General features: G+C 73.3%; 21 protein-coding genes. 10 read left to right on the top strand and 11 right to left on the bottom strand.

Features of this window, described 5'->3' with window-relative positions:
* The first annotated feature begins 105 nt into the window (after positions 1-105).
* Positions 106-1506, top strand: a complete 1401-nt coding sequence (locus ACWGKT_RS02245) for an APC family permease (protein ID WP_356148515.1) — start codon at positions 106-108, stop codon at positions 1504-1506.
* A gap of 7 nt (positions 1507-1513) precedes the next feature.
* Here the strand turns inward: ACWGKT_RS02245 and ACWGKT_RS02240 are convergent, their stop codons facing one another.
* The gene (locus ACWGKT_RS02240; protein WP_453272124.1) at positions 1514-1939 is read right to left on the bottom strand and encodes an N-acetyltransferase family protein; all 426 of its coding nucleotides are present in this window, start codon (positions 1937-1939) and stop codon (positions 1514-1516) included.
* 115 nt (positions 1940-2054) lie between these two features.
* On the opposite strand from ACWGKT_RS02240, the gene ACWGKT_RS02235 reads away from it, so the two are divergent.
* From ACWGKT_RS02235 to ACWGKT_RS02220, 4 genes are all read left to right on the top strand, one after another.
* Positions 2055-4706 (top strand): alpha/beta fold hydrolase, encoded by a 2652-nt coding sequence (locus ACWGKT_RS02235; RefSeq protein ID WP_453272123.1) that lies wholly within the window; start codon positions 2055-2057, stop codon positions 4704-4706.
* A complete protein-coding gene (locus ACWGKT_RS02230; protein WP_356148507.1) occupies positions 4703-5566 on the top strand; it encodes an ABC transporter permease in 864 nt (287 codons plus the stop codon). Before ACWGKT_RS02235 ends, ACWGKT_RS02230 begins: the two co-directional genes overlap by 4 nt.
* Before the next feature lie 145 nt (positions 5567-5711).
* Positions 5712-7289, top strand: coding sequence for a YfbK domain-containing protein (locus ACWGKT_RS02225; RefSeq protein ID WP_453272122.1), 1578 nt, complete (start codon positions 5712-5714; stop codon positions 7287-7289).
* Between the two features lie 114 nt (positions 7290-7403).
* On the top strand, positions 7404-9323 hold the full coding sequence (locus ACWGKT_RS02220; protein ID WP_453272121.1) for an AMP-dependent synthetase/ligase: 1920 nt from the start codon (positions 7404-7406) through the stop codon (positions 9321-9323).
* A 58-nt stretch (positions 9324-9381) separates the two neighbouring features.
* On the opposite strand, the gene ACWGKT_RS02215 is transcribed toward ACWGKT_RS02220, so the two are convergent.
* Both ACWGKT_RS02215 and ACWGKT_RS02210 read right to left on the bottom strand, forming a co-directional pair.
* Positions 9382-9783, bottom strand: a complete 402-nt coding sequence (locus tag ACWGKT_RS02215) for a rodlin (RefSeq protein WP_356148500.1) — start codon at positions 9781-9783, stop codon at positions 9382-9384.
* 249 nt (positions 9784-10032) lie between these two features.
* Complete coding sequence (locus ACWGKT_RS02210; protein ID WP_235461013.1) at positions 10033-10428, bottom strand: rodlin; 396 nt, start codon at positions 10426-10428, stop codon at positions 10033-10035.
* 227 nt (positions 10429-10655) lie between these two features.
* On the opposite strand from ACWGKT_RS02210, the gene ACWGKT_RS02205 reads away from it, so the two are divergent.
* The 4 genes from ACWGKT_RS02205 (at position 10656) to ACWGKT_RS02190 (ending at position 13574) form a co-directional block, all read left to right on the top strand.
* Positions 10656-11060: a rodlin gene (locus tag ACWGKT_RS02205; protein ID WP_453272120.1), complete on the top strand. Its 405-nt coding sequence runs from the start codon at positions 10656-10658 to the stop codon at positions 11058-11060.
* A 250-nt stretch (positions 11061-11310) separates the two neighbouring features.
* Complete coding sequence (locus ACWGKT_RS02200; protein WP_453272119.1) at positions 11311-11562, top strand: chaplin; 252 nt, start codon at positions 11311-11313, stop codon at positions 11560-11562.
* Positions 11493-12173, top strand: coding sequence for a chaplin (locus tag ACWGKT_RS02195; protein WP_453272118.1), 681 nt, complete (start codon positions 11493-11495; stop codon positions 12171-12173). Before ACWGKT_RS02200 ends, ACWGKT_RS02195 begins: the two co-directional genes overlap by 70 nt.
* 225 nt (positions 12174-12398) lie before the next feature.
* Positions 12399-13574 carry a glycoside hydrolase family 26 protein gene (locus ACWGKT_RS02190; protein ID WP_453272117.1) on the top strand — a complete coding sequence of 392 codons (1176 nt, stop codon included), beginning with the start codon at positions 12399-12401 and terminating at the stop codon, positions 13572-13574.
* 43 nt (positions 13575-13617) lie between these two features.
* Here the strand turns inward: ACWGKT_RS02190 and ACWGKT_RS02185 are convergent, their stop codons facing one another.
* The 8 genes from ACWGKT_RS02185 to ACWGKT_RS02150 are packed head-to-tail and all read right to left on the bottom strand — an operon-like array spanning position 13618 to position 23159.
* A complete protein-coding gene (locus tag ACWGKT_RS02185) occupies positions 13618-14742 on the bottom strand; it encodes a GNAT family N-acetyltransferase (RefSeq protein WP_453272116.1) in 1125 nt (374 codons plus the stop codon).
* A complete protein-coding gene (locus tag ACWGKT_RS02180; protein WP_453272115.1) occupies positions 14739-15392 on the bottom strand; it encodes a lipopolysaccharide biosynthesis protein in 654 nt (217 codons plus the stop codon). The genes ACWGKT_RS02185 and ACWGKT_RS02180 overlap by 4 nt, the downstream gene beginning before the upstream one ends.
* Positions 15389-16546 carry a glycosyltransferase gene (locus ACWGKT_RS02175; protein WP_453272114.1) on the bottom strand — a complete coding sequence of 386 codons (1158 nt, stop codon included), beginning with the start codon at positions 16544-16546 and terminating at the stop codon, positions 15389-15391. The genes ACWGKT_RS02180 and ACWGKT_RS02175 overlap by 4 nt, the downstream gene beginning before the upstream one ends.
* Positions 16543-17310: a polysaccharide deacetylase family protein gene (locus ACWGKT_RS02170; RefSeq protein ID WP_453272113.1), complete on the bottom strand. Its 768-nt coding sequence runs from the start codon at positions 17308-17310 to the stop codon at positions 16543-16545. The genes ACWGKT_RS02175 and ACWGKT_RS02170 overlap by 4 nt, the downstream gene beginning before the upstream one ends.
* Positions 17294-19078, bottom strand: coding sequence for a murein biosynthesis integral membrane protein MurJ (gene murJ, locus ACWGKT_RS02165; protein ID WP_453272112.1), 1785 nt, complete (start codon positions 19076-19078; stop codon positions 17294-17296). Before murJ ends, ACWGKT_RS02170 begins: the two co-directional genes overlap by 17 nt.
* Positions 19075-20565 (bottom strand): O-antigen ligase family protein, encoded by a 1491-nt coding sequence (locus tag ACWGKT_RS02160; RefSeq protein ID WP_453272111.1) that lies wholly within the window; start codon positions 20563-20565, stop codon positions 19075-19077. Before ACWGKT_RS02160 ends, murJ begins: the two co-directional genes overlap by 4 nt.
* Positions 20566-20568: 3 nt before the next feature.
* Entirely contained in the window at positions 20569-21999 is a 1431-nt protein-coding gene (locus ACWGKT_RS02155; RefSeq protein ID WP_453272110.1) for an exopolysaccharide biosynthesis polyprenyl glycosylphosphotransferase, read from the bottom strand.
* Entirely contained in the window at positions 21996-23159 is a 1164-nt protein-coding gene (locus ACWGKT_RS02150) for a glycosyltransferase (RefSeq protein ID WP_453272109.1), read from the bottom strand. The genes ACWGKT_RS02155 and ACWGKT_RS02150 overlap by 4 nt, the downstream gene beginning before the upstream one ends.
* 359 nt (positions 23160-23518) lie before the next feature.
* On the opposite strand from ACWGKT_RS02150, the gene ACWGKT_RS02145 reads away from it, so the two are divergent.
* Positions 23519-23761 (top strand): chaplin, encoded by a 243-nt coding sequence (locus tag ACWGKT_RS02145; protein WP_235459542.1) that lies wholly within the window; start codon positions 23519-23521, stop codon positions 23759-23761.
* Positions 23762-23869: the final 108 nt, after the last annotated feature.

The following is a 23869-nucleotide window of genomic DNA, read 5'->3' as shown; positions in this document are numbered from 1 at the left end:
TCCATTCGGCACCGGGAGCGAGAGAAATGACGTACGACGCGAGCCGCCGGAGGCGATAGCGCTCCCTACCGAACCATCACCGCACGAGTCGATCGGAACCGCCGCATGACCGACACGCTCCGCCCCGTCGAGACCGCCGTCCCGGCGGGGACCACGGACAGTCCTCAGAAGCTCAAGCGTTCCATCGGCGTGGTCGGCGGCACCCTGCTGACGCTGTCGTGCGTGACGCCCGCCTCCACGCTCTTCGTGGTGGTTCCCGACCTCTTCGGCTCGCTCGGCACCGCCACCGCCCTGACGATCGCCATCGGCTCCCTCCTCTGTATCGCCGTGGCGTTCTGCTACTCCGAGCTGGGCACCCTCATCCCCAGCGCGGGCGGCGAGTACGCCATGGTGTCGACGCTCGCCGGCCGGCTGGCCGGCTGGTTGGTCTTCGTGCTGTCCCTGCTGGTCGTCATGATCGTGCCACCGGTGATCGCGATGGGCACGGCCGACTACCTTGCGCCGATCGTCCACCTCGACCCGGCGATGACCGGCGCCGGCGTGATGCTGCTCGCCACCCTCGCCGGCCTGCTCGACCTGCGCGCCAACGCCTGGATCACCGGCATCTTCCTGGTCCTGGAGGTCATCGCCGCCGGCGTCGTGGCCATGCTCGGCTTCACGCACGGCCACCGGGGCCTCGGCAGCCTCACTTCGATGCAGGTGGTGGGCGAGAACGGGCACACGGACACCGTGACGGCCATGCTGGTCGTCTCCGGGCTCGCGATCGCCCTCTTCGTCACCCAGGGCTTCTCGACCGCCGTCTACCTCTCCGAGGAGCTGGAGCACCCGCGCCGCAACGTCGCCCGCACGGTCCTGGCCACCCTCGCCATCTCCTCCGTGATCATCCTGGTCCCGGTCGTCGCCATCACCATGGGCGCCTCCGACATCAAGGAGCTGACCGGCGGAGACATCAGCTCCATGGTCACCGCCTGGTCCAACTCCGCGGTCGGCACCTTCGTCAGCCTCTGCGTGGCCCTCGCGATCATCAACGCGGGCATCGTCATGGTCATCCAGAACTCCCGGGTCCTGTTCGCCTCGGCCCGCGACAAGGCCTGGCCCGAGCCGGTCAACAACGTCTTCTCCAAGCTCGGCCGCTTCGGCTCCCCCTGGGTCGCCACGCTCGCGGTGGGCGTCCCCGGCGCGCTGCTCTGCTTCGTCAACCTGGACACCCTCTACGGCGTCACCGGCGTCTCGGTGACCGGGATGTACCTGCTCGTCGCGGTCGCCGCCCTGCTCTCCCGCCGCGGCGCGCACAAGCACACGCCCGCCTGGCGCATGCCGCTGTGGCCCGCGATGCCGGTCGTGCTGATCGCCGTCCTGGCGTACATCCTCAGCCAGCAGGAGACCGCCTACCTGCTGTGGACCGGCGGCATCACCGCCGTCGCCACCCTCTACTGGGCCTTCTACCTCCGGCCGCGCCGCGACACCCGCTGGCTGGTGTCGATCCCGGAGGACGCGCAGGCCTGACCGGCCCTCAGACGAAGTCCCACGTCACCACCGAGCACGTCCCGTCGTCCTTGCCACCCGCACTGCGGTAGGTGGCAAGGGCGGCGTCGTTCCCGGCGTCGATCAGGACCCACATCCCGTAGCACCCCAGCTCCCGGCCCAGCGCCGCGAGCCGCCCGACCAGCGCTCGCCCGATGCCCCGGCGCCGGTACGGCTCCGCCACCGCGAGCTCGTACAGGAGCATCTCGGTGCCCTTGTCGGGGTGGACGGTCTCGACGCCGCTGACGAAACCGACGGGGGCCTGCTCGCCGTCCGGGTAGGCCAGGAAGAGATGGTGACCGCCCGCCGTCAGGAAGCGCGCGGCCCACTCGGTGCGGACCGGCTGGTCGAACAGGTGCTCGGCGGCGGCGACTTCGGCGACGGAACCGGCAGGGCGAATCGCGAAGCTTGTCATGTGCCTTCGTACCACGTTCGCGGTATGCGGGAGCGGGCCTCTACTCCTCGGGGAGGGGCGGGGGTTCAGCCCGGCGGCTGGAGCCGATGTCGGTGGCGGCCCGTACCGTTGAGGCATGGATCTTCGAGTGCCCGGATTCCGGGGGCTGCTGCGTGCGCCGCGGAGGCTGCTGGCCGCCGCGGCCGCCGTCGTCGTGCTCGCCGGAGCCGGTACCTGGACGGCCGTCGCCTCCGACGACGCCCCCGGGGTACGCCGGGCCGACCGGGTCATGACGATGCCCGACGGGGTGCGCATCGACACCTCGTACTTCACCTCGACCGCCGCCGGCCGCCGCCCCGCCGTCCTGCTGGCGCACGGCTTCGGCGGCAGCAAGAAGGACGTACGGGAACAGGCCGAGGACCTCGCCCGGGACGGGTACGCGGTACTGACCTGGTCCGCCCGCGGCTTCGGCCGGTCCACGGGGAAGATCGGGCTGAACGACCCGCGGTACGAGGTCGCCGACGTCTCCCGCCTCATCGACTGGCTCGCCCGGCAGCCCCAGGTGCGGCTCGACAGGCCGGGCGACCCCCGCCTCGGCGTGGCCGGCGCCTCGTACGGCGGCGCGATCTCGCTGCTCGCCGCCGGGTACGACCACCGGGTGGACGCCATCGCCCCGGCCATCACGTACTGGAACCTCGCGGACGCCCTGTTCCCCGACGGCGTCTTCAAGAAGCTCTGGGCCGGGATCTTCTTCAACACCGGCGGCGGCTGCGACAAGTTCGAGACCGCGCTGTGCCGGATGTACGACCGCGTCGCCGAGTCGGGCACCCCGGACGCGGCCGCCCGCACCCTGCTGGAGCAGCGCTCGCCGTCCGCCGTCGCCGACCGCATCAAGGTGCCCACCCTGCTGATCCAGGGTCAGACCGACTCCCTGTTCACCCTCGCCCAGTCCGACGCCGCCGCGCGGGCGATCCGCGCGGGCGGCGCCCCGGTGGACGTCGACTGGCTCGCCGGTGGGCACGACGGCGGCGACCTGGAAGCCGGGCGCGTCCAGACGCGCGTGACGCACTGGTTCGACCGGTATCTGAAGGGCGACAGGAGCACCGGCACCGGCCCGGCCTTCCGGATCACCCGCACCGGCGGCATCGACTCCACCGACGGCGCCGCCCAGCTGCGGGGCGCGAGCGCCGACACCTACCCCGGCCTGTCGAGCCGGAGGCGGGCCGTCGCGCTGACCGGCGGCGAGCAGCGCGTCGCCAACCCGGCCGGCGCCAGCCCGCCCGGCGTCTCCGCCCTGCCCGGCCTCGGCGGCACCGGCGGCCTCGCTCAGCTGTCCGCGCTCGGCATCGGGGTCTCCCTCGACTTCCCCGGCCAGTACGCCCGGTTCGACTCGGCCCCGCTGCGCGCCGACCTCAGGGTCACCGGATCGCCGACGGCCACCGTCCACGTGACCTCGACCAGCGACGACGCCGTGCTCTTCGGGAAGGTGTACGACGTCGGGCCCGGCGGCACCCGACAGGTGCTGCCCTCCCAGCTCGTCGCACCCCTGCGCATCGAGGGCGCCAAGTCCGGCAAGGACGTCACGGTCACCCTCCCGGCGATCGACCACGAGATGCAGAAGGGCCACCGGCTGCGCCTGGTCCTCGCCTCCACGGACCTCGGCTACGCCTCCCCGGCCGCCCCGGCGACGTACACCGTCTCCCTGAAGGGAGACCTGAGCGTGCCCACCGCCCCCGGCGTGACGACCGCGGCCGCCGCGCTGCCGTCCTGGGTGTGGTGGCTGCCCGCGGCCGGCGCCGCGGTTGCGCTCGCCCTGCTGCTGACCGGCCGCCGCCGCACGGCGGGCCCCGCGCCCGACCCCGCACTGGCCGAGGTCCCCCTGCAGATCACCGACCTGAGCAAGCGGTACGCGAAGTCGGCGGACCGGTACGCGGTGCGCGAGCTGTCCTTCCGCGTGGAGAAGGGCCAGGTGCTGGGCCTGCTCGGGCCCAACGGCGCGGGCAAGACGACGACCCTGCGCATGCTGATGGGCCTGATCAAGCCGGACGGCGGCGAGATCCGCGTCTTCGGCCACGCGATCCGGCCCGGCGCGCCGGTGCTGTCCCGGGTCGGCGCCTTCGTGGAGGGCGCCGGTTTCCTGCCGCACCTGTCCGGCCGCGAGAACCTGGAGCTCTACTGGCGGGCGACCGGCCGCCCGGCCGAGGACGCGCGTCTCGACGAGGCGTTGGAGATCGCCGGCCTCGGCGACGCGCTCGCCCGCGCGGTGCGCACCTACTCCCAGGGCATGCGCCAGCGCCTGGCCATCGCCCAGGCCATGCTCGGCCTGCCCGACCTCCTCATCCTCGACGAGCCCACCAACGGCCTCGACCCGCCCCAGATCCGCGAGATGCGCGAGGTGATGATCCGCTACGCGGCCGCCGGCCGGACGGTGATCGTCTCCAGCCACCTGCTCGCGGAGGTCGAACAGTCCTGCACGCACCTGGTCGTGATGGACCGGGGCCGGCTGATCCAGGCCGGCCCGGTGGGGGAGATAGTCGGCTCCGGAGACACGCTGCTGGTCGGCACCGCCGTTGCGCCGGAGGAGCCGGTCGTCGAGAAGGTGGGCGCGCTGCCGGGGGTCGCCTCGGCCGTCCGTACCGAGGACGGGCTGCTCGTCCGGCTCGAACCCGGCGGCAGCGCATCGCGTCTGGTGGCCGAGCTCGTCCGGCTCGACGTGCCCGTCGAGTCGGTGGGCCCGCACCGCCGCCTCGAAGACGCCTTCCTCACCCTCATCGGAGGTACGTCATGAGCACGCTCGCCGAGCCGGTCGAGGTGGCCTCCGGCTACCGGGCCGGGCGCACACTGCCGCTGCGGGTGGAGCTGGTCCGGCAGCTGAAGCGGCGCCGCACCCTCATCATGGGCGGGATCCTCGCCGCCCTGCCGTTCGTGCTGCTCGTCGCCTTCGCCATCGGCGGCGAGCCGGGCGCCCGCAACAACCAGGTGACGCTGCTGGACACGGCCACCGCGTCCGGCGCCAACTTCGCCGCGGTGAACCTGTTCGTCTCCGCGGGCTTCCTGCTCGTCATCCCGGTCGCCCTCTTCTGCGGGGACACGGTGGCCTCGGAGGCGTCCTGGTCATCCTTGCGCTATCTGCTCGCCGCGCCCGTGCCCCGGGCCCGGCTGCTGTGGTCCAAGCTCGTCGTGGGACTCGGGCTCAGCCTCGCCGCCATGGTGCTGCTGCCGCTGGTCGCGCTCGCCGTCGGCACCGCCGCCTACGGCTGGGGCCCGCTGGAGATCCCCACCGGCGGCGCGCTCGACCCGGGCACCGCCGCGCAGCGCCTCGTGGCGGTCGTGGCGTACGTCTTCGTGTCGCAACTGGTCACCGCCGGGCTGGCGTTCTGGCTGTCCACGAAGACCGACGCCCCGCTCGGCGCGGTCGGCGGCGCGGTCGGCCTGACCATCGTCGGCAACGTCCTGGACGCCGTCACCGCCCTCGGCCACTGGCGCGACTTCCTGCCCGCGCACTGGCAGTTCGCCTGGGCCGACGCCGTCCAGGCGCACCCCGAGTGGTCCGGGATGATCCAGGGCACCGCGCTCTCCATAACGTACGCACTCGTGCTGTTCGCCCTGGCCTTCCGGGGTTTCGCCCGCAAGGACATCGTCTCCTAGGTCACCGGAGGATCACCCACCGGTCTCGACGGGCCCTGTCCGTGGCCGCTTCGAGACGCATCCGCAACGCCCCGTGCCGCACGATCCGGCCCCTCGCGACGTCACAGTCACAGAAGTCGACGTCGACCCACAGGGGGCAGCTGCGATGGAGTGGTACCGAGCACGGCGGACACGGAGTGCGCTGGTCGCGCTCGCGGCGGCGGGCGGACTGCTGCTCACGGCCTGCGCCGGCGGGGGCGGCAGCAGTGAGAAGAGCTCCGTCGACGGGCCGAACCACACGGGGTATCCGGCCCCCGGCCCGGCCGAGAAGCAGGGCTCGGCGGAGAACCGGTTCGGGCAGGGCATCGAGAGCGACGCGCCCGTCACCGACCACCTCTCCACCTTCGCCCTCGACGTCGACACCGCCTCCTACGGCTACGCCCGCCGCACGCTCGCCGACGGCAGGCTGCCCGACCCGTCGACGATCCGCCCCGAGGAGTTCGTCAACAGCTTCCGCCAGGACTACCGCCGCCCGGACGGCAACGGCTTCTCCGTCACCGTCGACGGGGCCCGCACCAGCGAGCCGAACTGGTCCCTGGTCCGGGTCGGCCTCGCCACCCGCCCCCAAGTTCTCGACTCCGCTCGAACAGGGGGGACCCCCATCGCCCAGCGAACCGGCGAACGCCCGCCCGCCGCCCTCACGTTCGTCATCGACGTCTCCGGCTCCATGGACGAGCCCGGCCGCCTGGACCTCGCCAAACAGGGCCTCGACACGATGACGGACCAACTGCGCGACGACGACTCGGTCGCGATCGTCACCTTCAGCGAGGAAGCCGAGACGGTCCTGCCGATGACGCGGCTCGGCGGCCACCGCGGGGAGATCCACGACGCGATCGGCGGCCTGGAGGCACAGGCCTCCACCAACCTCGGCGCGGGCGTCGAGACCGGCTACGCCACCGCCGTCGAGGGCCTGCGCAAGGGCGCGACCAACCGGGTCGTCCTGGTCTCCGACGCGCTCGCCAACGACGGGGACACCGACCCGGACTCGATCCTGGAGCGCATCGCCACGGACCGCCGCGAACACGGCATCACCCTCTTCGGCGTCGGCGTCGGCAGCGACTACGGCGACGCGCTGATGGAACGCCTCGCCGACAAGGGCGACGGGCACACGGCGTACGTGTCCGACGACGAGAGCGCCCGCAAGGTCTTCTGCACCCAACTCCCGCAGAACATCGAGCTGACCGCCCGCGACGCCAAGGCCCAGGTCGCCTTCGACCCGCACACGGTCGCCGACTTCCGCCTCGTCGGCTACGACGACCGCCAGGTCGCCGACGACGACTTCCGCAACGACCACGTCGACGGCGGCGAGGTCGGCCCCGGTCACACCGTCACCGCCCTGTACGCCGTGCGCACCAAGCCCGGCACCGACGGCCACCTCGCCACGGCCACGGTGCGCTGGCTCGACCCCGAGACCCGCGACCCGCACGAGGCGACCGGCGCCCTGGAGACCGGCTCCCTGGCCGACTCCGTCTGGAGCGCGAGCCCCCGCTTCCAGGTCACCGCGGTCGCCGCCTACTTCGCCGACGCCCTGCGCCAGGGCGACGAGCGCTGGAGCGCGCTGCCCGGCGCCCCCGGACCGGGCGAACTCCACCGGCACGCCACCGACTTGGCACGCAGCACCGAGGACAAGGCCGTGGGCGAACTCGCCCGGGCGATCGAGGAGGCGGACCGAGGCCGCGGGTAGCACACGCGAACCGGCGGTGTCGGATCCCTTGACCCTCCCTTACGCACGAGTAAGTTGACGATCCGGTAAGTACGTTCGGCAGCACGTCAGCACCAGTCGCGACCGGGAGCCGTGATGGGCGTACGCAAGGATCTGAAGCGGGCCGGGCAACGCACCGACCTGGCGGCCCGTACCAGGGTGGAGATCGTCAGGGACGAGCACGGCGTCGTACGCGAGGCCCGCACCCCGGCCCTCGCACCGGACCGGACCACCGGGTCGACGGCCGACCTGCCGTTCATCAACGCGGCCGAGGAACCGGACGCCGTGGTCCTGCGGCGCCGGACGGAGGGCGGCTGGCGCCCGGTCACGGCCGCCGCCTTCGCCCGGGACGTCATGGACACCGCCAAGGGCCTCGTCGCGGCGGGCCTGGAACCGGGCGGCCGGGTCGCCGTCATGTCCCGTACCCGCTACGAGTGGACCGTCCTGGACTTCGCGATCTGGGCGGCCGGCGGCCAGAGCGTCCCGATCTACGCCACGTCCTCCGCCGAGCAGGTGGAGTGGATCGTCCGCGACTCCGGCGCCCGGTACGTCGTCACCGAGACCGAGGCCAACACCGCCACCGTCGTCGCCGGCACCGCCCGGCACGCCGAACCCCCGCGCGTGTGGACCCTCGACGCCGGTGCCGTCGAGGACCTCACCACGCTCGGCCGGGACCTTCCCGACGAGGAGGTCGGCAAGCGCCGGGCCGCCCTGACCCCCGACACCGTCGCCACCCTCTGCTACACCTCCGGCACCACCGGGCGGCCCAAGGGCTGCGTCCTCACCCACGCCAACCTGCACGCCGAGGCCGCCAACACGGTCGAGCTGCTGCACCCGGTCTTCCAGGCGGTCACCGGCCAGACCGCCTCGACCCTGCTCTTCCTGCCGCTCGCCCACATCATGGGCCGCACCCTGCAGATCGCCTGCCTGATGGCACGCATCGAGATCGGCCACTTCCCCAGCGTCAAACCCGACGAACTGCGCCCGGCGCTCAAGGAGTTCCGGCCGACCTTCCTGGTCGGGGTGCCCTATCTCTTCGAGCGGATCCACGACACCGGGCGCGCCACCGCCGAGAAGATCGGCCGCGGCGCCTCCTTCGACCGCGCCGACCGGATCGCCGTACGCTTCGGCGAGGCCTACCTGAACAAGTTCCTGGGCACCGGCAAGGGCCCGGGGCCGGGTCTCTACGCCGCCTGGGCCCTGTACGACCTGCTGGTCTACCGCCGTGTGCGCACGGAACTCGGCGGCCGCATGCGGTACGCCATCAGCGGCGGCTCCCCGCTCGACCGCAACCTCAACCTGTTCTTCTACGCGGCCGGAATCATGGTCTACGAGGGCTACGGCCTCACCGAGACCACCGCCGCCGCCACCATCGTGCCTCCGCTGAAACCCCGCCCCGGCACGGTCGGCCAGCCGGTGCCCGGCGCGGCCGTCCGCATCGCCGACGACGGCGAGGTGCTGATCAAGGGCGGGCTGGTCTTCGGCGCGTACTGGAACAACCCGGCGGCCACGGACGCGGTCCTCACGGACGACTGGTTCGCCACCGGCGACCTCGGCTCCCTCGACGACGACGGGTATCTGACCATCACCGGCCGCAAGAAGGACATCCTCGTCACCACCGGCGGCAAGAACGTCTCCCCGGCCGTCCTGGAGGACCGGCTGCGCAGCCGCCCGCCGGTCGGCCAGTGCGTCGTCGTCGGCGACAACCGCCCCTTCATCGCCGCCCTCGTCACCCTCGACCCCGAGGCGGTCGCCCACTGGCTGTCGGTGCGCAAGCTGCCCACCGACACCCCGCTGTCCGAGCTCGTGGGGGACCCGCGGCTGCGTGCCGAAGTGCAAAGGGCCGTCGACTACGCCAACGAGGCCGTCTCGCGCGCCGAGTCGATCCGCGCCTTCACCCTGGTCGAGGGGGAGTTCACCGAGGACAACGGACTGCTGACGCCGTCCCTGAAGGTCAAGCGGCACGCGGTCACGGCGGCCTACGCGCGGGAGATCGAGGCGCTGTACCGCAAGTGACACGCGAACGGCGGGCCACCGGAGGACCGGTGACCCGCCGTGGCGAGTGAGCTCTGACTCAGGCGCCGTTGCCCGAGAGGGCCGAGATGTCGTCCAGGATGTGCGAGAGCGGCTCGTCGCCCTTGGCCTGGGTCGAGTTCTCGGTGCACTGCTGGTTCTGCGGGGCCGACAGGACGGGGATGTCCTGGACGCCGACGTTGGCGATCACGGCGGCGACGCTCTGGACGTCCGCCTTGGCCGGGAGGCCGACACAGGGCTTGTTCAGCGAGCCCTGGACCAGCGAGAGCTGCGGGCTCAGGTCACCCGACGTGGCCGAGTTGCCGAACTCCGACTTGGCGTCGACGCCGCTGGCGGAGGTGGTGCCGCTGTCGTCACCGATCGCGAGCGCCTGGGGAGCGGCCGTGGCCGCGAGGCCGGCGACCGTCGCCGCGATGGCCGCAGAGGCCCACAGCTTCTTCATGTTCTTTCCCTTCGAAAAGCGGAACTCCGGGGAGGGAGATACATGATCGTCAACGGTCCGAGCGGGCCGGAGGATGCGGCCTTTGCCCCGTTCGGACCAGCGCAGTCCGATCAAGGGACAAGCGCCCCTGGAGGGGGGTGCGGCCGGCGCCGACCGTCGCGCCCGAGCGGGCCGGAACGCGACAACGGGCCGCCGAGAACTCGGCGGCCCGCTGGTCGGGGCCCGTGGGCGGGCCCGGCTGACGTCCGGTCAGCTGTTGCCCGACAGGGCCGAGATGTCGTCCAGGATGTGCGACAGCGGCTCGTCGCCCTTGGCCTGGGTCGAGTTCTCGACACACTGCTGGTTCTGCGGAGCCGACAGGATCGGGATGTCCTGGACGCCGACGTTGGCGAGGGCGAGCAGGCTCTGGACGTTCGCCTTCGCCGGCAGGCCGATGCAGGGCTTGTTGAACGAGCCCTGGATGAGGGCGAGCTGCGGGCTCATGGAGCCGTACGTGGCGGAGTTGCCGAACGACTGCGACGCGCCGACGCCGCTGGCGGAGGTGGTGCCGCTGTCGTCACCGATGGCGAGCGCCGGAGACGCGCCGGCAGCGACGCCCGCGAACGAAGCGGCGACCGCGGCCGAAGCCAGAACCTTCTTGATCACTTGCTGTTCCCTTCTGGAGAAACCCCGTCCACCGGAGCGTCCTGTTTCAACTGACCCCGCCCGCCATTGGTTGCTGGCATTCACCCCATTGGCCCATACGCGGGAATGGGCCCCCGCGATCCGAACGGGTGACGCCGCGCAACCAATCCTCGGACACCCGGTTGATGCGGTGGCAGGAACGTGCTTCTTTGGCCAGCATTGGCCGGGAGCCAGGAAAGGACAGTGAAATGCTCAAGAAGGCAATGGCCGTGGCAGCGGTCGTCGCGTCCGTCGTCGGTGCGTCGGTGGCCATCGCGCCGCAGGCGCTTGCCATCGGTGACGACAACGGCACCACCTCCGCCAGCGGTGTCGGGGCCTCGGAGTCGTTCGGCAACTCGGTGACCCAGGGCAACATGAGCCCGCAGCTTTCGCTGGTCCAGGGCTCGCTGAACAAGCCCTGTGTCGGCCTCCCGGCCAAGGCGGACGTCCAGAGCGTCGCCGCCGTGATCGCCAACGTCGGCGTCCAGGACATCCCCGTCCTGTCGGCCCCGCAGAACCAGCAGTGCACCGAGAACTCGACCCAGGCCAAGGGCGACGAGCCGCTCTCGCACATCCTGGACGACATCTCGGCCCTCTCGGGCAACACCGGCTGAGCCACGCTCCGGCACAATCCGCTCGGGCCGCCGTGCAGTTCACACACGGCGGCCCGAGCGGATTTTTCCATTTCCAGAAGAAGCGTTTCCTCTAGTGCATTTCTGTCAATCTCCGAAGGCGTTCGAGTGAATTCTCGGACAGCGCGCGTTCCGTAGTTTCTTCGTTTGTCTATCCCTCGTTTTACAGCCTGCGGGTCATGGTGCGAGCCGATCCAGCCGCGCTCGCTCGGTTTCGACCGTCGATTGGGGCATGACCGCAGAGAAGGGAAAGTTCATGAAGAAGAGCGCTGCCGTCCTCGCGGGCGCCGTCCTCGCTCTGGGCGGGGCCGCCCCGGCCTTCGCGGACTCCGGGGCCGAGGGGCTGTCCACGGGTTCGCCGGGTGTTGTCTCCGGCAACACCATCCAGATTCCCGTCCACGTTCCCGTCAACGTGTGCGGCAACACGGTGAACGTCGTCGGCCTGCTGAACCCCGCGCTGGGCAACGCCTGCGCCAACGACTGACGACACCCCGGCATCAGCTCCGGCTGTGCCATGGCCGGCCTAGGACCGTTGATCCTTCGATCCGGGGCCGGCCTTCCCACTTCTTCGAGCAGGAAGACGACGCGGACGCGGAGGGAGGCGCCAGTGGCTCGCCCGGCGTCGTGTCCGGCAACAACGTCGAGGTCCCGGTGGACGTGCCGGTGAACACCTGCGGCAACTACGTCGACGTGGTGTCCGCGCTGAACCCGGCGTTCGCCAACTCCTGTGCCAGTGCGTCGAGTACGCAGCAGATCCCGCCGAAAGCCGGGCTGCCCGGCGCCTCTGCCCCCCCGGGCGAACCACCCCGGCGACGTCGACCTGCCCGCCGCGCCATCCTCCACGCCTCCGGCCGTGCCCACGCCCGCGGGTGGCATAAGCACGGCTCACCGCCCACCGCGCCTCCGTTCACGACCCAACCGCCCGTCTACGGCTACGGCGACGACACCCCGTCCGGCGACGGCCAGCACGGCTCGCCGCCCTCCCTGGCGCACACCGGCAGTGAGGCCATGCCGGCGACCTCGGCCGTCAGCGCGGCGCTGATCGTGGGCGGGACGATCCTGTACCGGCGAGGCCGGGCCACGTCCCGTCGGTAGCGCGTCGGGTGCCGGACGCCGCCGTCGCCCGGCACCCGCGCCCCGATGCCTCCTCTCTCTTCCGGATCTCTCTCTTCCAGGCCGGTCACCCGTGCAGGCGCTCGAAACACACGAAAGCCGTATCCGCATTGGCGGAAATCGTATGAATACGGCTGAGTAGTGACTGAGTGTCAGTCACGGACCGGGCTGGGCGGCACGCCGAGCCGAGTGGAGAGAGGAGCGGGCATGGCTCCACAGCAGCGAGGGCCCCGGTCCGGTCGGACGGCAGCGGTCGTCGCGGCGGTCGCGGCGGCGGTGGCCCTGGCGTCCGGGCCCGTATTCGCCGCCGGTGCGGGGGTGGTGCGGGTCGCCGACCCCCCGGCTCCGGCTTCGGCCCCGATCGGGACCCCGGCCCCCACGACCGCCCCGGGGACGCACCCCGCCTTCGGTGCCTTCCTCGACTCCGGCCCCCTGGGCCTCTCCCGAATGGCCGAGATGAGCCAGTGGCTGGGCGGGACCGAGCTGCGGGTCGCCCACACGTATCTGCCGGGCAACCACTGGAGCGACATCGAGGGTGAGCCCGGCTTCCTGGACCCCTGGGCGCAGTGGCGGCGCGAGAAGGACGACCGGATGCTCGTCCTCAACGTGCCGATGATGGAGCGCAACGAGGACGACGTCTCCGACGACGAGGTCCGCCGACTGCTGCGACAGGGCGCCGACGGGCAGTTCGACCAGCACTTCCGGACCCTGGCCGAACGGTTGGTGGAGCTGCGGGTGCCGGACACGATCGTCGTGCTCGGCTGGGAGATGAACGGCATCACCTACACCCACCGCTGCGGGCCGGACCCGGAGGCCTGGAAGGCGTACTGGAACAGGATCGTCACCGCCATGCGGTCGGTGCCCGGGCAGAAGTTCCGGTTCGACTTCGCGCCGAGCCGTGGCCGGGACGCCGTTCCCTGGACGGAGTGCTACCCCGGGGACGACACGGTCGACATCATCGGCATGGACTCCTACGACCAGCCGACCGGGCTGTCGTTCGACGAGCAGGTCAGTGAGCCCTACGGCCTGCAGCATCAGGTGGACTTCGCGAAGGCCCACGGCAAGCCCATCTCGTATCCGGAATGGGGGCTCTTCCGCAACGGCGACAACGCCGAGTACGTACGGCGCATGCTCGCCTGGATGGACGAGCACAGGCCGCTGTACAACACGGTGACCGACTACTGCCCGCACGGTGTGTGGCAGTGCCGGGCCAACCCCGAGTCGTCCGAGGTCTACCGGTCCGTCCTGTCCGGCAGCCGCACCGACGAGCCGACCCCGCAGTCCCCGGCCGAGTGCTCGCCGGCGGACCTCGGGGACTGGCTGGAGGACTGGCTCGGCGGGAAGCTGTGCTTCCCCGTCAACCGATGGTCCCGCAACGGGTAGTGCTGCCAGGCGGCGGCGCCCGAGCCAGGGACCGCGGTCCGGGTCAGGGGCCGCCGCCCCCCACGCGCTCCTTCCAGTGGCGCAGGACCGTCTTGCCCCGCTGCCGCGCGGCGGCGTCGCACAGCGCCGCCGACAGCAGCGGGGCGGTGCGCCGCCGGGCCAGCAACAGCCGCTGGTTGGCGACCGGTTCGGGGCGCCAGTGCTGCTTGTACGGCTCGTTGCCGCGCAACAGGCTCAGTGTGCCGTGCCCGCCCGTGCCGATGTGTTCGGCGCAGGCGTCCAGCAGCATTACCGCGACGTCCGCCTTGCGTTCCCGCAGGCGCGGGTCGGCGCCGTACAGATAGCCGCCCGCCAGGCGCCGCGACAGCAGCGTCAGATCGACGGCCACCACCTCGTCGTCGAGCCGGAACTCGGTGACCACCGCGTCCCCGGACCGCACCATCGGCCCCACCGACCGCACCAGATGCTCGCGAAACCGGTGGTGCAGGTGCTCGGACGTCACCTTCCGCCCCTGCCACTGCAACCGGTGCAGCTCCAGCAACCGGCGCAGCGCCGCGTCCACCCCGTCCGGGCGCACGACGTGCCGCTGCACGCCCAGCGCCCGCAGCTTGCGCAGCTTGGCCCGCACCCGCTGGGCCTTGCCCGGGGGCAGCCGGGAGACCAGCTCGTCCATGGGGACGGCGGGCAGCTCCAGGCACACCGAGTCCCGCACCCGGCGGCGCGGCCCGTTCCAGCGGTCGAAGACCCGCTCCACCGCGCCGCCCGGCCGTACCTCGCGGAAGTCGATCAGCGCGGTGCGGGCGGCCGCCGACAGCCCCTCGGTGAGCGCGGCCACGGCCTGCCAGCCGGCCGTGTCGTCGAGCAGCACGTCCGCGTAGTCGGAGATCGCCCCGCCGAGCGGCACCAGCGTGGGCAGGGGGCGGCGCACGAGCATCAGCGGCGCGGCGGCCACCAGTTCACCGCCGGACCGCACCAGCACCAGCCGGAGCCGTCCCGGTCTGCCGTACGACAGCCACCACGAGTACAGCCAGGCGTGGCTCTGGAACGGGGTCGCCGCCGCGCACCGCCGGTACAGCCGGTCCCAGGCCGGGGCCAGCGCGGCGAAGGCGCGGTCGTCGGTGACCAGCTCGATGGTGCGGGTCGCGGCGGGTGCGTGCGTCGTCGTCACAGGTGTCGGTGCGCGTCGGCGGCGACGGCCGGGGCGGGCACGGTCACCGCGCGGGGAATCTCCTCCTCCTCGGGGGCGCGCCGGGGCCGTACCAGGAGCACCAGGCCGCCCAGCAGCCCGCCCGCGCTCGCGCCCACCAGGCCGGTCACCTCCGGGGAGGCCGAGGTCGGCGTGGTGGGCTCGACGGCGCGGGAGAACTGCAGGATTTCTACGTGCGTGCCGCTCTTGGTGGCGTCGGCGTGCCGGGTCAGGGAGCGGGCGACGGCGTTGGCCATGTCCCGGGCCCTCTCCGGGCGGGCGGAGGTCGCCGAGACCGAGACCATCGGCGCGTCCGGCGAGGTCTGCGTCCGCACGCTGCTCTGGAGGGTGCTCACCGGCACCCCGGCCCACCGCTGCGCGTCCCCGAGCACGGCGAGCTGCGTGGCGACTCGCCCGTAGGCCTGCGCGAAGCCCAGCGCGTCGGCGGGGTCGGACCTTTCGGTCGGTACGACGACGAGGTAGCTGGTGGCCGTGTACGTCGGCGTCCTGAGCATCCCGTACGCGCCGCCGAGCACGCCGCCGAGGACGGCACCGGCCGCGAGCAGTGACCAGGGCGGGACCGCACGCGGGAAGCGGGCGGCGCGGCGCTGTCTGCTGGTGTTCTCGGTCATGGGGAACTGACTCCCTGAGGGGATCGGGTCGGAGGGATCCCGCCGGCGACGGCCGCCGTGTAGACGTCCATGAGCCGGGCGGCGCTGCGGGTGACGCAGTAGTGGCGGGCGGCGTCCGGGGCGGTACGGGGGCCGGGCCCGGCGGTGTGGGTCGCGGCGAGCGCGCGGGCGTACTCGTCGGGGCCGCCGCGGACCCGGCGGGCGTCCGGGGCGGCGGCGGGCGGCAGGTCCTCGACGGCCGGGCAGGAGGCGTAGCGCACCGGGAGTCCGGCGGCCAGCGCCTCGACGACCGCGAGTCCGAAGGCCTCCTCCGGGGAGGGGGAGGCGAGCACGTCCATGGCCGAGGTGAGCGACGGCAGGTCGGGGCCGGGGGAGCCGTCCGGGGCGTAGGGCCGCTCGCCGGTGAACAGCACCCGGTCGGCGACCCCCGCCTCGCGGGCGACGGCGCGCAGGGCGCTCTCCTCGGGGCCGCCGCCGACCAGCAGCAGCCGGCAGTCGGCGGGGAGCCGGGCGAGTGCCCGGATCAGCACGTCGAAGCGCTTGCCGGGGGTGAGGCGTCCGATACCGCCGACGACGTACGCCTCGTCGGGCAGGCCGAGCCGGCGGCGGGTGTGCAGGCGGCGCACCGGGTCGAAGCGGAAGCGGGCCAGGTCGATGCCGTTGGGCACGATCTCGATGCGCCGGCCGGGCACGCCCCAGCGCTCCAGGCGGTCGGCGACCGTGGCGGAGACGGCGACGGTCGTCCGGCCCAGCCGCTCCCCGGCCAGGTACAGCGCGCGCACGCCCGCCGTCAGCCGCCGGCCCTCCATCTGCGAGTCGCCCAGGGAGTGTTCGGTGGCGACGACCGCGCGGACCCCGGCGAGCCGGGCGGCGATCCGGCCGTACAGGCAGGCCCGGTACAGGTGGGTGTGGACGAGGTCGTAGCGGCCCTGGCGCACCACCCCGACCAGGCGGGGCAGCGCGGCCAGGTCGCGATTGCCGGTCATGCCGAGGTGGACCACCCGCACGCCGTCGGCGACCAGCCCCTCGGCGACCGGGCCCGGGTTGGTGAGCGTGACGACGTCGCTCTGCACCGGCAGATGGCCGACCAGCAGCCGCAGTTGCTGCTCGGCGCCCCCGGTGCCGAGGCCGGTGATGATGTGCAGGGCCTTCACCGCAGCCCCTCGACGGGACGGCGGCGCAGCCGGTGCAGCCGGTACTTGAGGAGGAGGCGTACGGCGGTGTCGTTCTGCCCGATGTGGACCCGGGGGAGGGCGTGGAGGCCGCTGAGGGGGCGCGGGTCGATGGCGCAGGCGTAGGTGTATCCGGCGTCCCGTACGGCGTCGACGGCGCGCCGGTCGACCGTGCCGTACGGATAGCAGAAGCCCTCGATCGGCGTGCCGGTCAGCTCCGCCAGGGCCGCCCGGCTCTCGACGGTCTCGGCCTTCAGCGTGAGGTCGTCCGCGCGCGTGAGGTCGACGTGGGTCAGGCCGTGCGAGCCGATCTCCACGCCCTCGGCGGCGGCCCGCCGGATGCCGTCCGCGGTCAGCAGCGGCTTGCGCGGGCCGAGTACGTCCCAGGCGTTGTCCCCGCCGAGTCTGCCCGGCAGGACGAACAGGGTGGCGTTGCAGTTCCGGCGGCGCAGCACCGGAAGGGCGTGGTCGAGGAAGTCGGCGTACCCGTCGTCGAAGGTCAGCCCCACCAGGCCGCGCGCCTCACCGCGGGCGCGGGCGGCGAGCAGCTCGGCCACCGAGACGCCCCGCAGTCCGCGCCGGCGCAGCCAGGCCAGCTGTTGGTCGAGGCGGTCGGGGGTGACCGTGATCCGGTACGGGTCGCAGGAGCAGTCGCCCACCGAGTGGTACATCGCCACCCAGGGGACCGGGCCCGGGCGCGGGGCGGCGCGCCGGGCGACGCGGGGGTGATCAGCGGAAGAGGCCATCGGCGACCCTTCGGGTGACGGTACGGAGGAAACGCAGGGAACGCAGCGCGGGGGCGAAGCCCAGGGCGCCCAGGACCCGGCCGAGCAGGACGAAAACGGCGGCCGTGGTCAGGCCGCCGGCGGCGAGACCGGCCGAGGGAGTAGGGAGGGCCGCGGCGGCGACCGCCCCGGCGGCCGTGGCGAGGGCGGCGGCCCACAACGGGCGGCTCAGCTCGCGCAGCACGGTCCCGGTACGGATCGCGACGCCGCGCGGGGTGGCGTGTCCGGCGTCGCGTATGCCGGCCAGCAGCAGCGCGGCGGTGAGGGTGATGCCCAGGGCGTTGGCGGCGGCGATCCCGGTGACGCCCCAGGGGCCCACGGCCAGGGCGCCGGCCCAGGCGGTCACGGCGATGCCCGCGGCCATCGCGCCGACCGGGTACCAGGTGGCCCGGCCCGCCGAGAAGTAGGAGCGGACCAGGGCACCGGTGAGGGTCTGGCCGAGCAGCCCGAGCGCGTACACGCGCATCACCTGTGCGGTCGCGGCCGTGTCCCGGGCCGTGAACGCGCCCCGCTGGAAGAGGAGTTCGACGATCTGCGGGGCACAGGCCACGACGACCGCGGCGCCGCCGAGCACCAGGGTCGAGGCCAGCGCCAGGTCGCGCTCCACCCGGGTGCGGGCCCGCTCGGTGTCGCCCTCGGCGAGCGCCCGCGACACCACCGGGAAGGTGACGGTGGACAGCATCAACGAGAGCGTCATCGGGATCTGGGCCACCTTCTGGGCGTAGTTCAGGTGGGAGATGGCGCCCGGCGGGAGAGGGGAGGCGAGGAAGCGTTCGATCAGGACCTGGGACTGGCGGCACAGGGCGAACAGCAGCACGGTGGCGATCAGGGCCACGCCCACGGGCTGTGCCCCGGCGGCCGTGTCACCGGCCGGGGCGGGTGTCGCGGCACGGCTCAACCTCCGCCACAGGAACGGAAGTTGTACGGCGATCATCAGGAGGCCGCCCATCGCGACGCCGAGCGCCGCCGCGCGCACCCCCCAGCGGCCGCCGAGGACGAACATCGTCGTGATGATGCCGGTGTTGTAGGCGACGTAGATCGCCGCCGGCGCGAGGAAGCGGCGGTGTGCGCGCAGGGCCGCGCTGCAGTAGCCGGCGAGCCCGAAGCTCAGCACGCAGGTCGCGGTGAGCCGGGTGCAGTCGACGGCGAGAGCGGGGTCGGGCAGGCCCGGCGCCAGCATCGCGACCAGTTGCGGGGCGGCACCGATGAGCACCGCGGACACCGCGACGAAGGCCAGCGACAGCTTCGGGAGCGTGCCGGCGACCAGCGAGCGGACGGGGTTGCCGGGGGCGCCCCGGGCTCGGCGGGCCAGCGCCAGGCTGAACGCCGGGATCAGCGCGTACGCCAGTCCCTCCTCGATGAGCAGCGTGGCCGCGAACTCCGGCACGGTCCAGGCGACCAGAAAGGCGTCCGTGTCCCGCCCCGCCCCGAACAACCGGGCGAGCGACTGATCCCGAACCAGCCCGAGCAACGCCCCGGCGACCGACAGGGACGCGGTGATGAGGGTGGCCCGCGCCAGAAACCCACGCGAGACCGGGGCGGACGGGGCGACTTGGGCGGTGACGGCCCCGGCACCTTCGTCGGCCTCCGTCCCGGACTCGGCACCCGTCCCGGACTCGGCACCCGTCCCGGACTCGGCACCCGCCTCACCCCGGGCCGAGGGCACGCCCGTCGCGTCGTCGGTTTCCGGTTCGGGAGCGTGTGAACTGTGCGAAGGGGACACCGTCATCGGACCGCGGCCTCCCGGACACCACCGTCGTCCCCGAAACCCCGGCCGCCACGGCCGAGTCCGCGCCCGCCGCCACCGAGTCCCGTCCCGCCGCCGCCCAGTCCGTTCCCGGCGTCGTCCCGTGCGGTTCCGGTGCCTCCGCGTCCCGTTCCGGTACGTCCCTCGGCGCCGTCCCCGGCCAGCGCCCACCACCCGGCCAGCCCGAAGCCCACGGCGGTCAGTACCGTCGACGGGCCGCCGATGTCGGCGTAGCCGAAGTCGATCAGCTGCCAGATCAGTAGGCCGCAGGAGATCAGGGCGCAGTCGAGGGAGGGGGCAGGGGCGGGGCCGGAGCCGGTGGTGTCGCGCGGCCGCCTCAGGCTGTGCAGGTTGCGCAGTGCGCATGCCAGCAGGGCCGACCAGCTGCCCGCGAGGGTGAGCAGGCCGATGAGGCCCTGCTCGCTCAGGACCAGCAGGTACATGTTGTGCGGGGAGAGCAGCGGCTGCCTGCGGTAGGCCTCGCCCGCGCCCGCGGTGTCGCTGCCGGAGGAGAGCGCCAGCGAGGCATGGCCGTCGCGGTACTCCGGAAAGCCCTTCAGACCGACGCCGGTCAGCGGGTGTTCGCGCCACATGCCGGTCGCGGCCGCCCACATCGTGTACCGGTCGACCACCGACTGGTCCGGCGCGTCGACGACCTGCGTGATGCTGTTGATCCGCTCCTGCAGCATCGCCGTACCGACCCCGAAGCCGCCCACCAGGATCACGGCGGCGGCCGCCACCGCCGCCCCCACCTTCAGAGCCCGCCGCAGTCCGGCCAGCACCAGCTGGACGGAGCAGGTCGCCGCCGTGGCGAGCCAGGCGCCCCGGCTGAAGGACAGGGCGAGCGGGAGCAGCAGGGCGAGGGCGCACACGGTGGCGACCACCCGGTCCCGGACGGAGACCCGGCCGAGCGCCAGGCCCACCGCGCACACCACCCCGAACGACACCACCGTCGCCATCCCCATCACGTCCTGCGCCCCGAAGGTGCCGACCGCCCGGAGGTCCTGGCCCTGGTAGGAGGCGCCGGTCCCGGTGACGTACTGATGGACGCCGATCGCCCCCTGCCATCCGGCCAGCGCGACGAACGACCAGGCCAGCAGCCGGAAGTCGGACCTGCCGCGGATCAGCAGGAGCACGGCGGCCGGGACGAGGACGAAGACCTGGAGGTAGCGGCCGAGGCCGGCGATCCCGGCGCCCGGCGAGGACGCCCCGGCCGCGGCGACCGCGAGACCGACGACCGGCAGGCCGAGCAGGACGAAGGCGGTACGGGACAGGGGGCGCCGCCGGTCTCGTACCAGACGCACGGCGCAGCAGAGCACGACCAGCGCGGAGGCCACGTCGGCCGGGCCCGCGCCGCCCTCCTCGCCGGCCGAGAGCGGCAGCGCGAGCAGGGCGATCACCGCGACCACGGCCAGCACGGGGGAGAGTCGGACGGCCCGGCGCGACGGCAGCGACAGTGCGAGCGTCATCGGTCAGCTCCCCGCCGAACGCACCAGCGCGGCCGCCGTGCGCAGCAGGATGCAGACGTCCTGCCACAGCGACCAGTCGTCGATGTAGGCGTTGTCGAAGCGGGCACGGTCCTCGATGGAGGTGTCACCACGCAGTCCGTGGACCTGGGCCAGGCCGGTGATGCCGGTCCGCATCCGGTGGCGGGCCGCGTAGCCGGGGTGGGCCTGGTCGAACTGCGCGACGAAGTACGGTCGTTCGGGGCGCGGCCCGACCAGGCTCATGTCGCCCCGCAGGACGTTCCACAGCTGGAGCAGCTCGTCGAGCGAGGTCCGGCGCAGGAAGCGGCAGAAGCGGCCCATCTCGCGCTCGTCGGCCACGCTCCACCGGGTGGCCGCCTCGTGCGCGTCGGCCGGGCGGTGCGTGCGCAGCTTCAGCAGTGTGAAGGGGCGCCCGTCCTTGCCGATGCGCTCCTGCCGGAAGACCACCCCGGGCCCGTCGGTGATCCGCAGTACCGCCGCACACACCAGCAGCAGCGGGCTGACCAGCACCAGCAGCGTCCCGGACACCAGCACGTCCAGCACCCGCTTGCCCGCGCCGCCGCGCCGCCCGGCGCCCAACTCCAGGCGCCGGCAGGGGTATCCGGCGATCCGGTCGCGTGTCCCGTACGCCGGGGAGTCCGCGTCCACCTCCCAGATCACACAGCCCGACTCGGCGAACGCCCGCAGCAGCGACCCCTGTTCGGCGCGTACGGCGGGCCCGACGGTCAGCACGGCCCGCACCCCGTTCTGGATGAGCGCCCGCTCGACCTCCTCGCCGGTGGTCAGCACGGGCAGGCCCTCGCCGCCGGCCAGGCCGTCACGGTGCCCGGCGACGACACCGACGGGCCGTACGCCCGAGCCGGGGTGGCGCAGGACGGCGGCGGCCACCCGCTGCGCGGTCGCGGCCGGGCCGACGACCAGGGCGGCGCGCGGGTCGCGGCACAGCGCCAGGCGCCGCCGCCAGTGCACGAGGCCGCGGCCCGCGCCGCTCATCGCCGCGTGCAGCGCACAGCCCAGGAGCAGGCCGCGGGCCGACAGCGCGCGCTGCGGGGCGTACGCCGCCACGAGCGCGGTGAGCCCCAGCCAGACCACGGCGATCCGGCCGCAGACGGCGGGCAGTTCGTCCAGGACCATCGGCAGGCACCGCACGGGCCGCGGGCGCAGCACTATCGCCCCGGTCACCAGCAGGGCCACCAGCAGGGGGCGCGGCCGGTCGGCGGTGAGGACCGCGGCGCCGCACAGGGCGGCGGTCAGATCCGCGGCGAGCAGCGGCACCCCCGACACGGGCCGTGCGGGCGGCCGCCGGGCGGGCAGCCGGAAGCCGCCGCCGAGGCGCTGCGACACGACCGAGACGGCCGGGAATCCGCGGTCCCGCGGCAGCGCGCCGGGGGAGGGGACGGTGCTTTCCGCAGTCACGAGTGGATGGACTCCCTGCACTCGGGGGACACGGCGGCGGCGCCGAGGAGTTCGCGGTACAGGTCCGCGACCGCCTCGGCCGTGTGCCGCACGTCGTGCGTGGACAGGACGTGCCGGCGCCCCCGGTCACCGAGCCATGCGCGCAGCGAGGCGTCGGGCAGCAGCGCGGCGACGGCCTCGGCCAGCGCCGCCGGACACTCCGGCGGGACCAGGCAGTGCCGGGTGAGCGCGGGGGGCAGGCTCTCGCGGGCGCCGTCGACGTCCGTGACCACCACGGGCCGCCCGCAGGCCATGGCCTCCAGCGGGGCCAGCGCCATGCCCTCCCAGCGCGAGGGCAGGACGACCAGATCGGCGGCCCGGTACCAGGGGGCGGGGTCGGCCACGGCGCCGGCGAACAGCACGGACCGGGGGGCGCGGGCCCGCAGTTCCTCGCGGTCGGGTCCGTCGCCGACGAGGACGAGCCGGGCGTTGGGCAGGTCCCGCAGGACGGCGTCCCAGGCCGCGAGCAGGACGTCCTGGCCCTTCTGCCGGCACAGCCGTCCCACGCAGACCACCAGCGGTGCCGCCGGGGCGAGTTCGAGGCCCGGAGCGCTGCGTACGGCGGCCGTGGCCGCGGGGCGGAAGCGGTCGGGGTCGATGCCGTTGGAGATGACGGCGAAGTCCGCGCGGATCCCGGCGCGCAGGCCGGTCGCGCGCTCCGCGTCGCTCACGCACACCACCCGGTGCGCCCATCGCGCGCCCCATCGCTCCCACCTCAGCGCCAGTCGCGCGGTGAACCCGCCGACCGCCTCGAACGACCAGGCGTGCGGCTGGAACACGGTCGGGATCCGCCCGCGCACCGCGAGCCGTCCGGCCAGTCCGGCCTTGGCGCTGTGCGCGTGCACCAGTGCGGGCCGTACCTCTTCGACCAGGTGCGCGAGGTCCCGTACCTCCCGCCGGAGCGACGGTCCCGGTGCGCGGCTCGCCCGCCAGTGCCGTACCCGTGCGCCCAGCGCCCTTGCGCCGGCGGCCAGTTCGCCACCGGGGCAGGCCACGACGACGTCGAGGCCGGCCGCGAGCTGGGCCCGGGTCAGGTCCAGGACCACGCGGGCCACCCCGCCGTCGACGGGCTGCGCGAGGTGGAGGACCGGCGGCCGAGGGTCGGGTGCTGAGTGGTGCATACGGCGGCTTCCTCGCTGACGGGGGCGCTCGGGACTGCGGGTGGGTACGCGTCGTACTGCCGCGCGTCGAGGGCGACGAGGAGTGCGCCGGTCCACGCCGCGTCCCGGATGGAAACGAGCCGGAAGGTCAGCTGGTCACCCCATGCGATGTGCTGGCTGCAGCGGTGCTTCGCAAGGCCCGCAACTCTAGCTGGCATACGTGCTAATACGGATAAACAGGGCAACTATGTCGGAATTGTGAAGCCGGCCCCCTCGCGAGATCACTCCACTGGCGGCACAACCCTTGGCGGAGCGAGGCGTTGACACTGCGCCGGGCATCCCCGCCCGAAGTTGTCTCGACTCCCAAGGAGCATTTCTCCATGTCGCGTATCGCGAAGGGCCTGGTCCTTTCCACCGCTGCCGCCGCCGCTGCCATCGCCGGTGGCGCGGGCATTGCCGCCGCCGACAGCGGCGCGTCCGGCGCCGCCGCCAACTCCCCGGGTGTGCTGTCGGGCAACACCGCCCAGGTTCCGGTGCACGTGCCGGTCAACGTCTGCGGCAACACCGTCGACGTCGTCGCCCTGCTGAACCCGGCGTTCGGCAACACCTGCGTCAACGGCTGACGTCAAGACGCACCCCTTCGGCCGGGGGGGGGCCCCCGCGGTGGCCCCCGCGGGCCGCCGGGGGGGGGGGTTTGGGGGGGGTTTGGGAGCGGGGGGGGGGGGGGGTAT

Source organism: Streptomyces sp. NPDC054794, from assembly GCF_053611585.1.
This window is presented reverse-complemented; position numbering and strand designations above follow the sequence as displayed.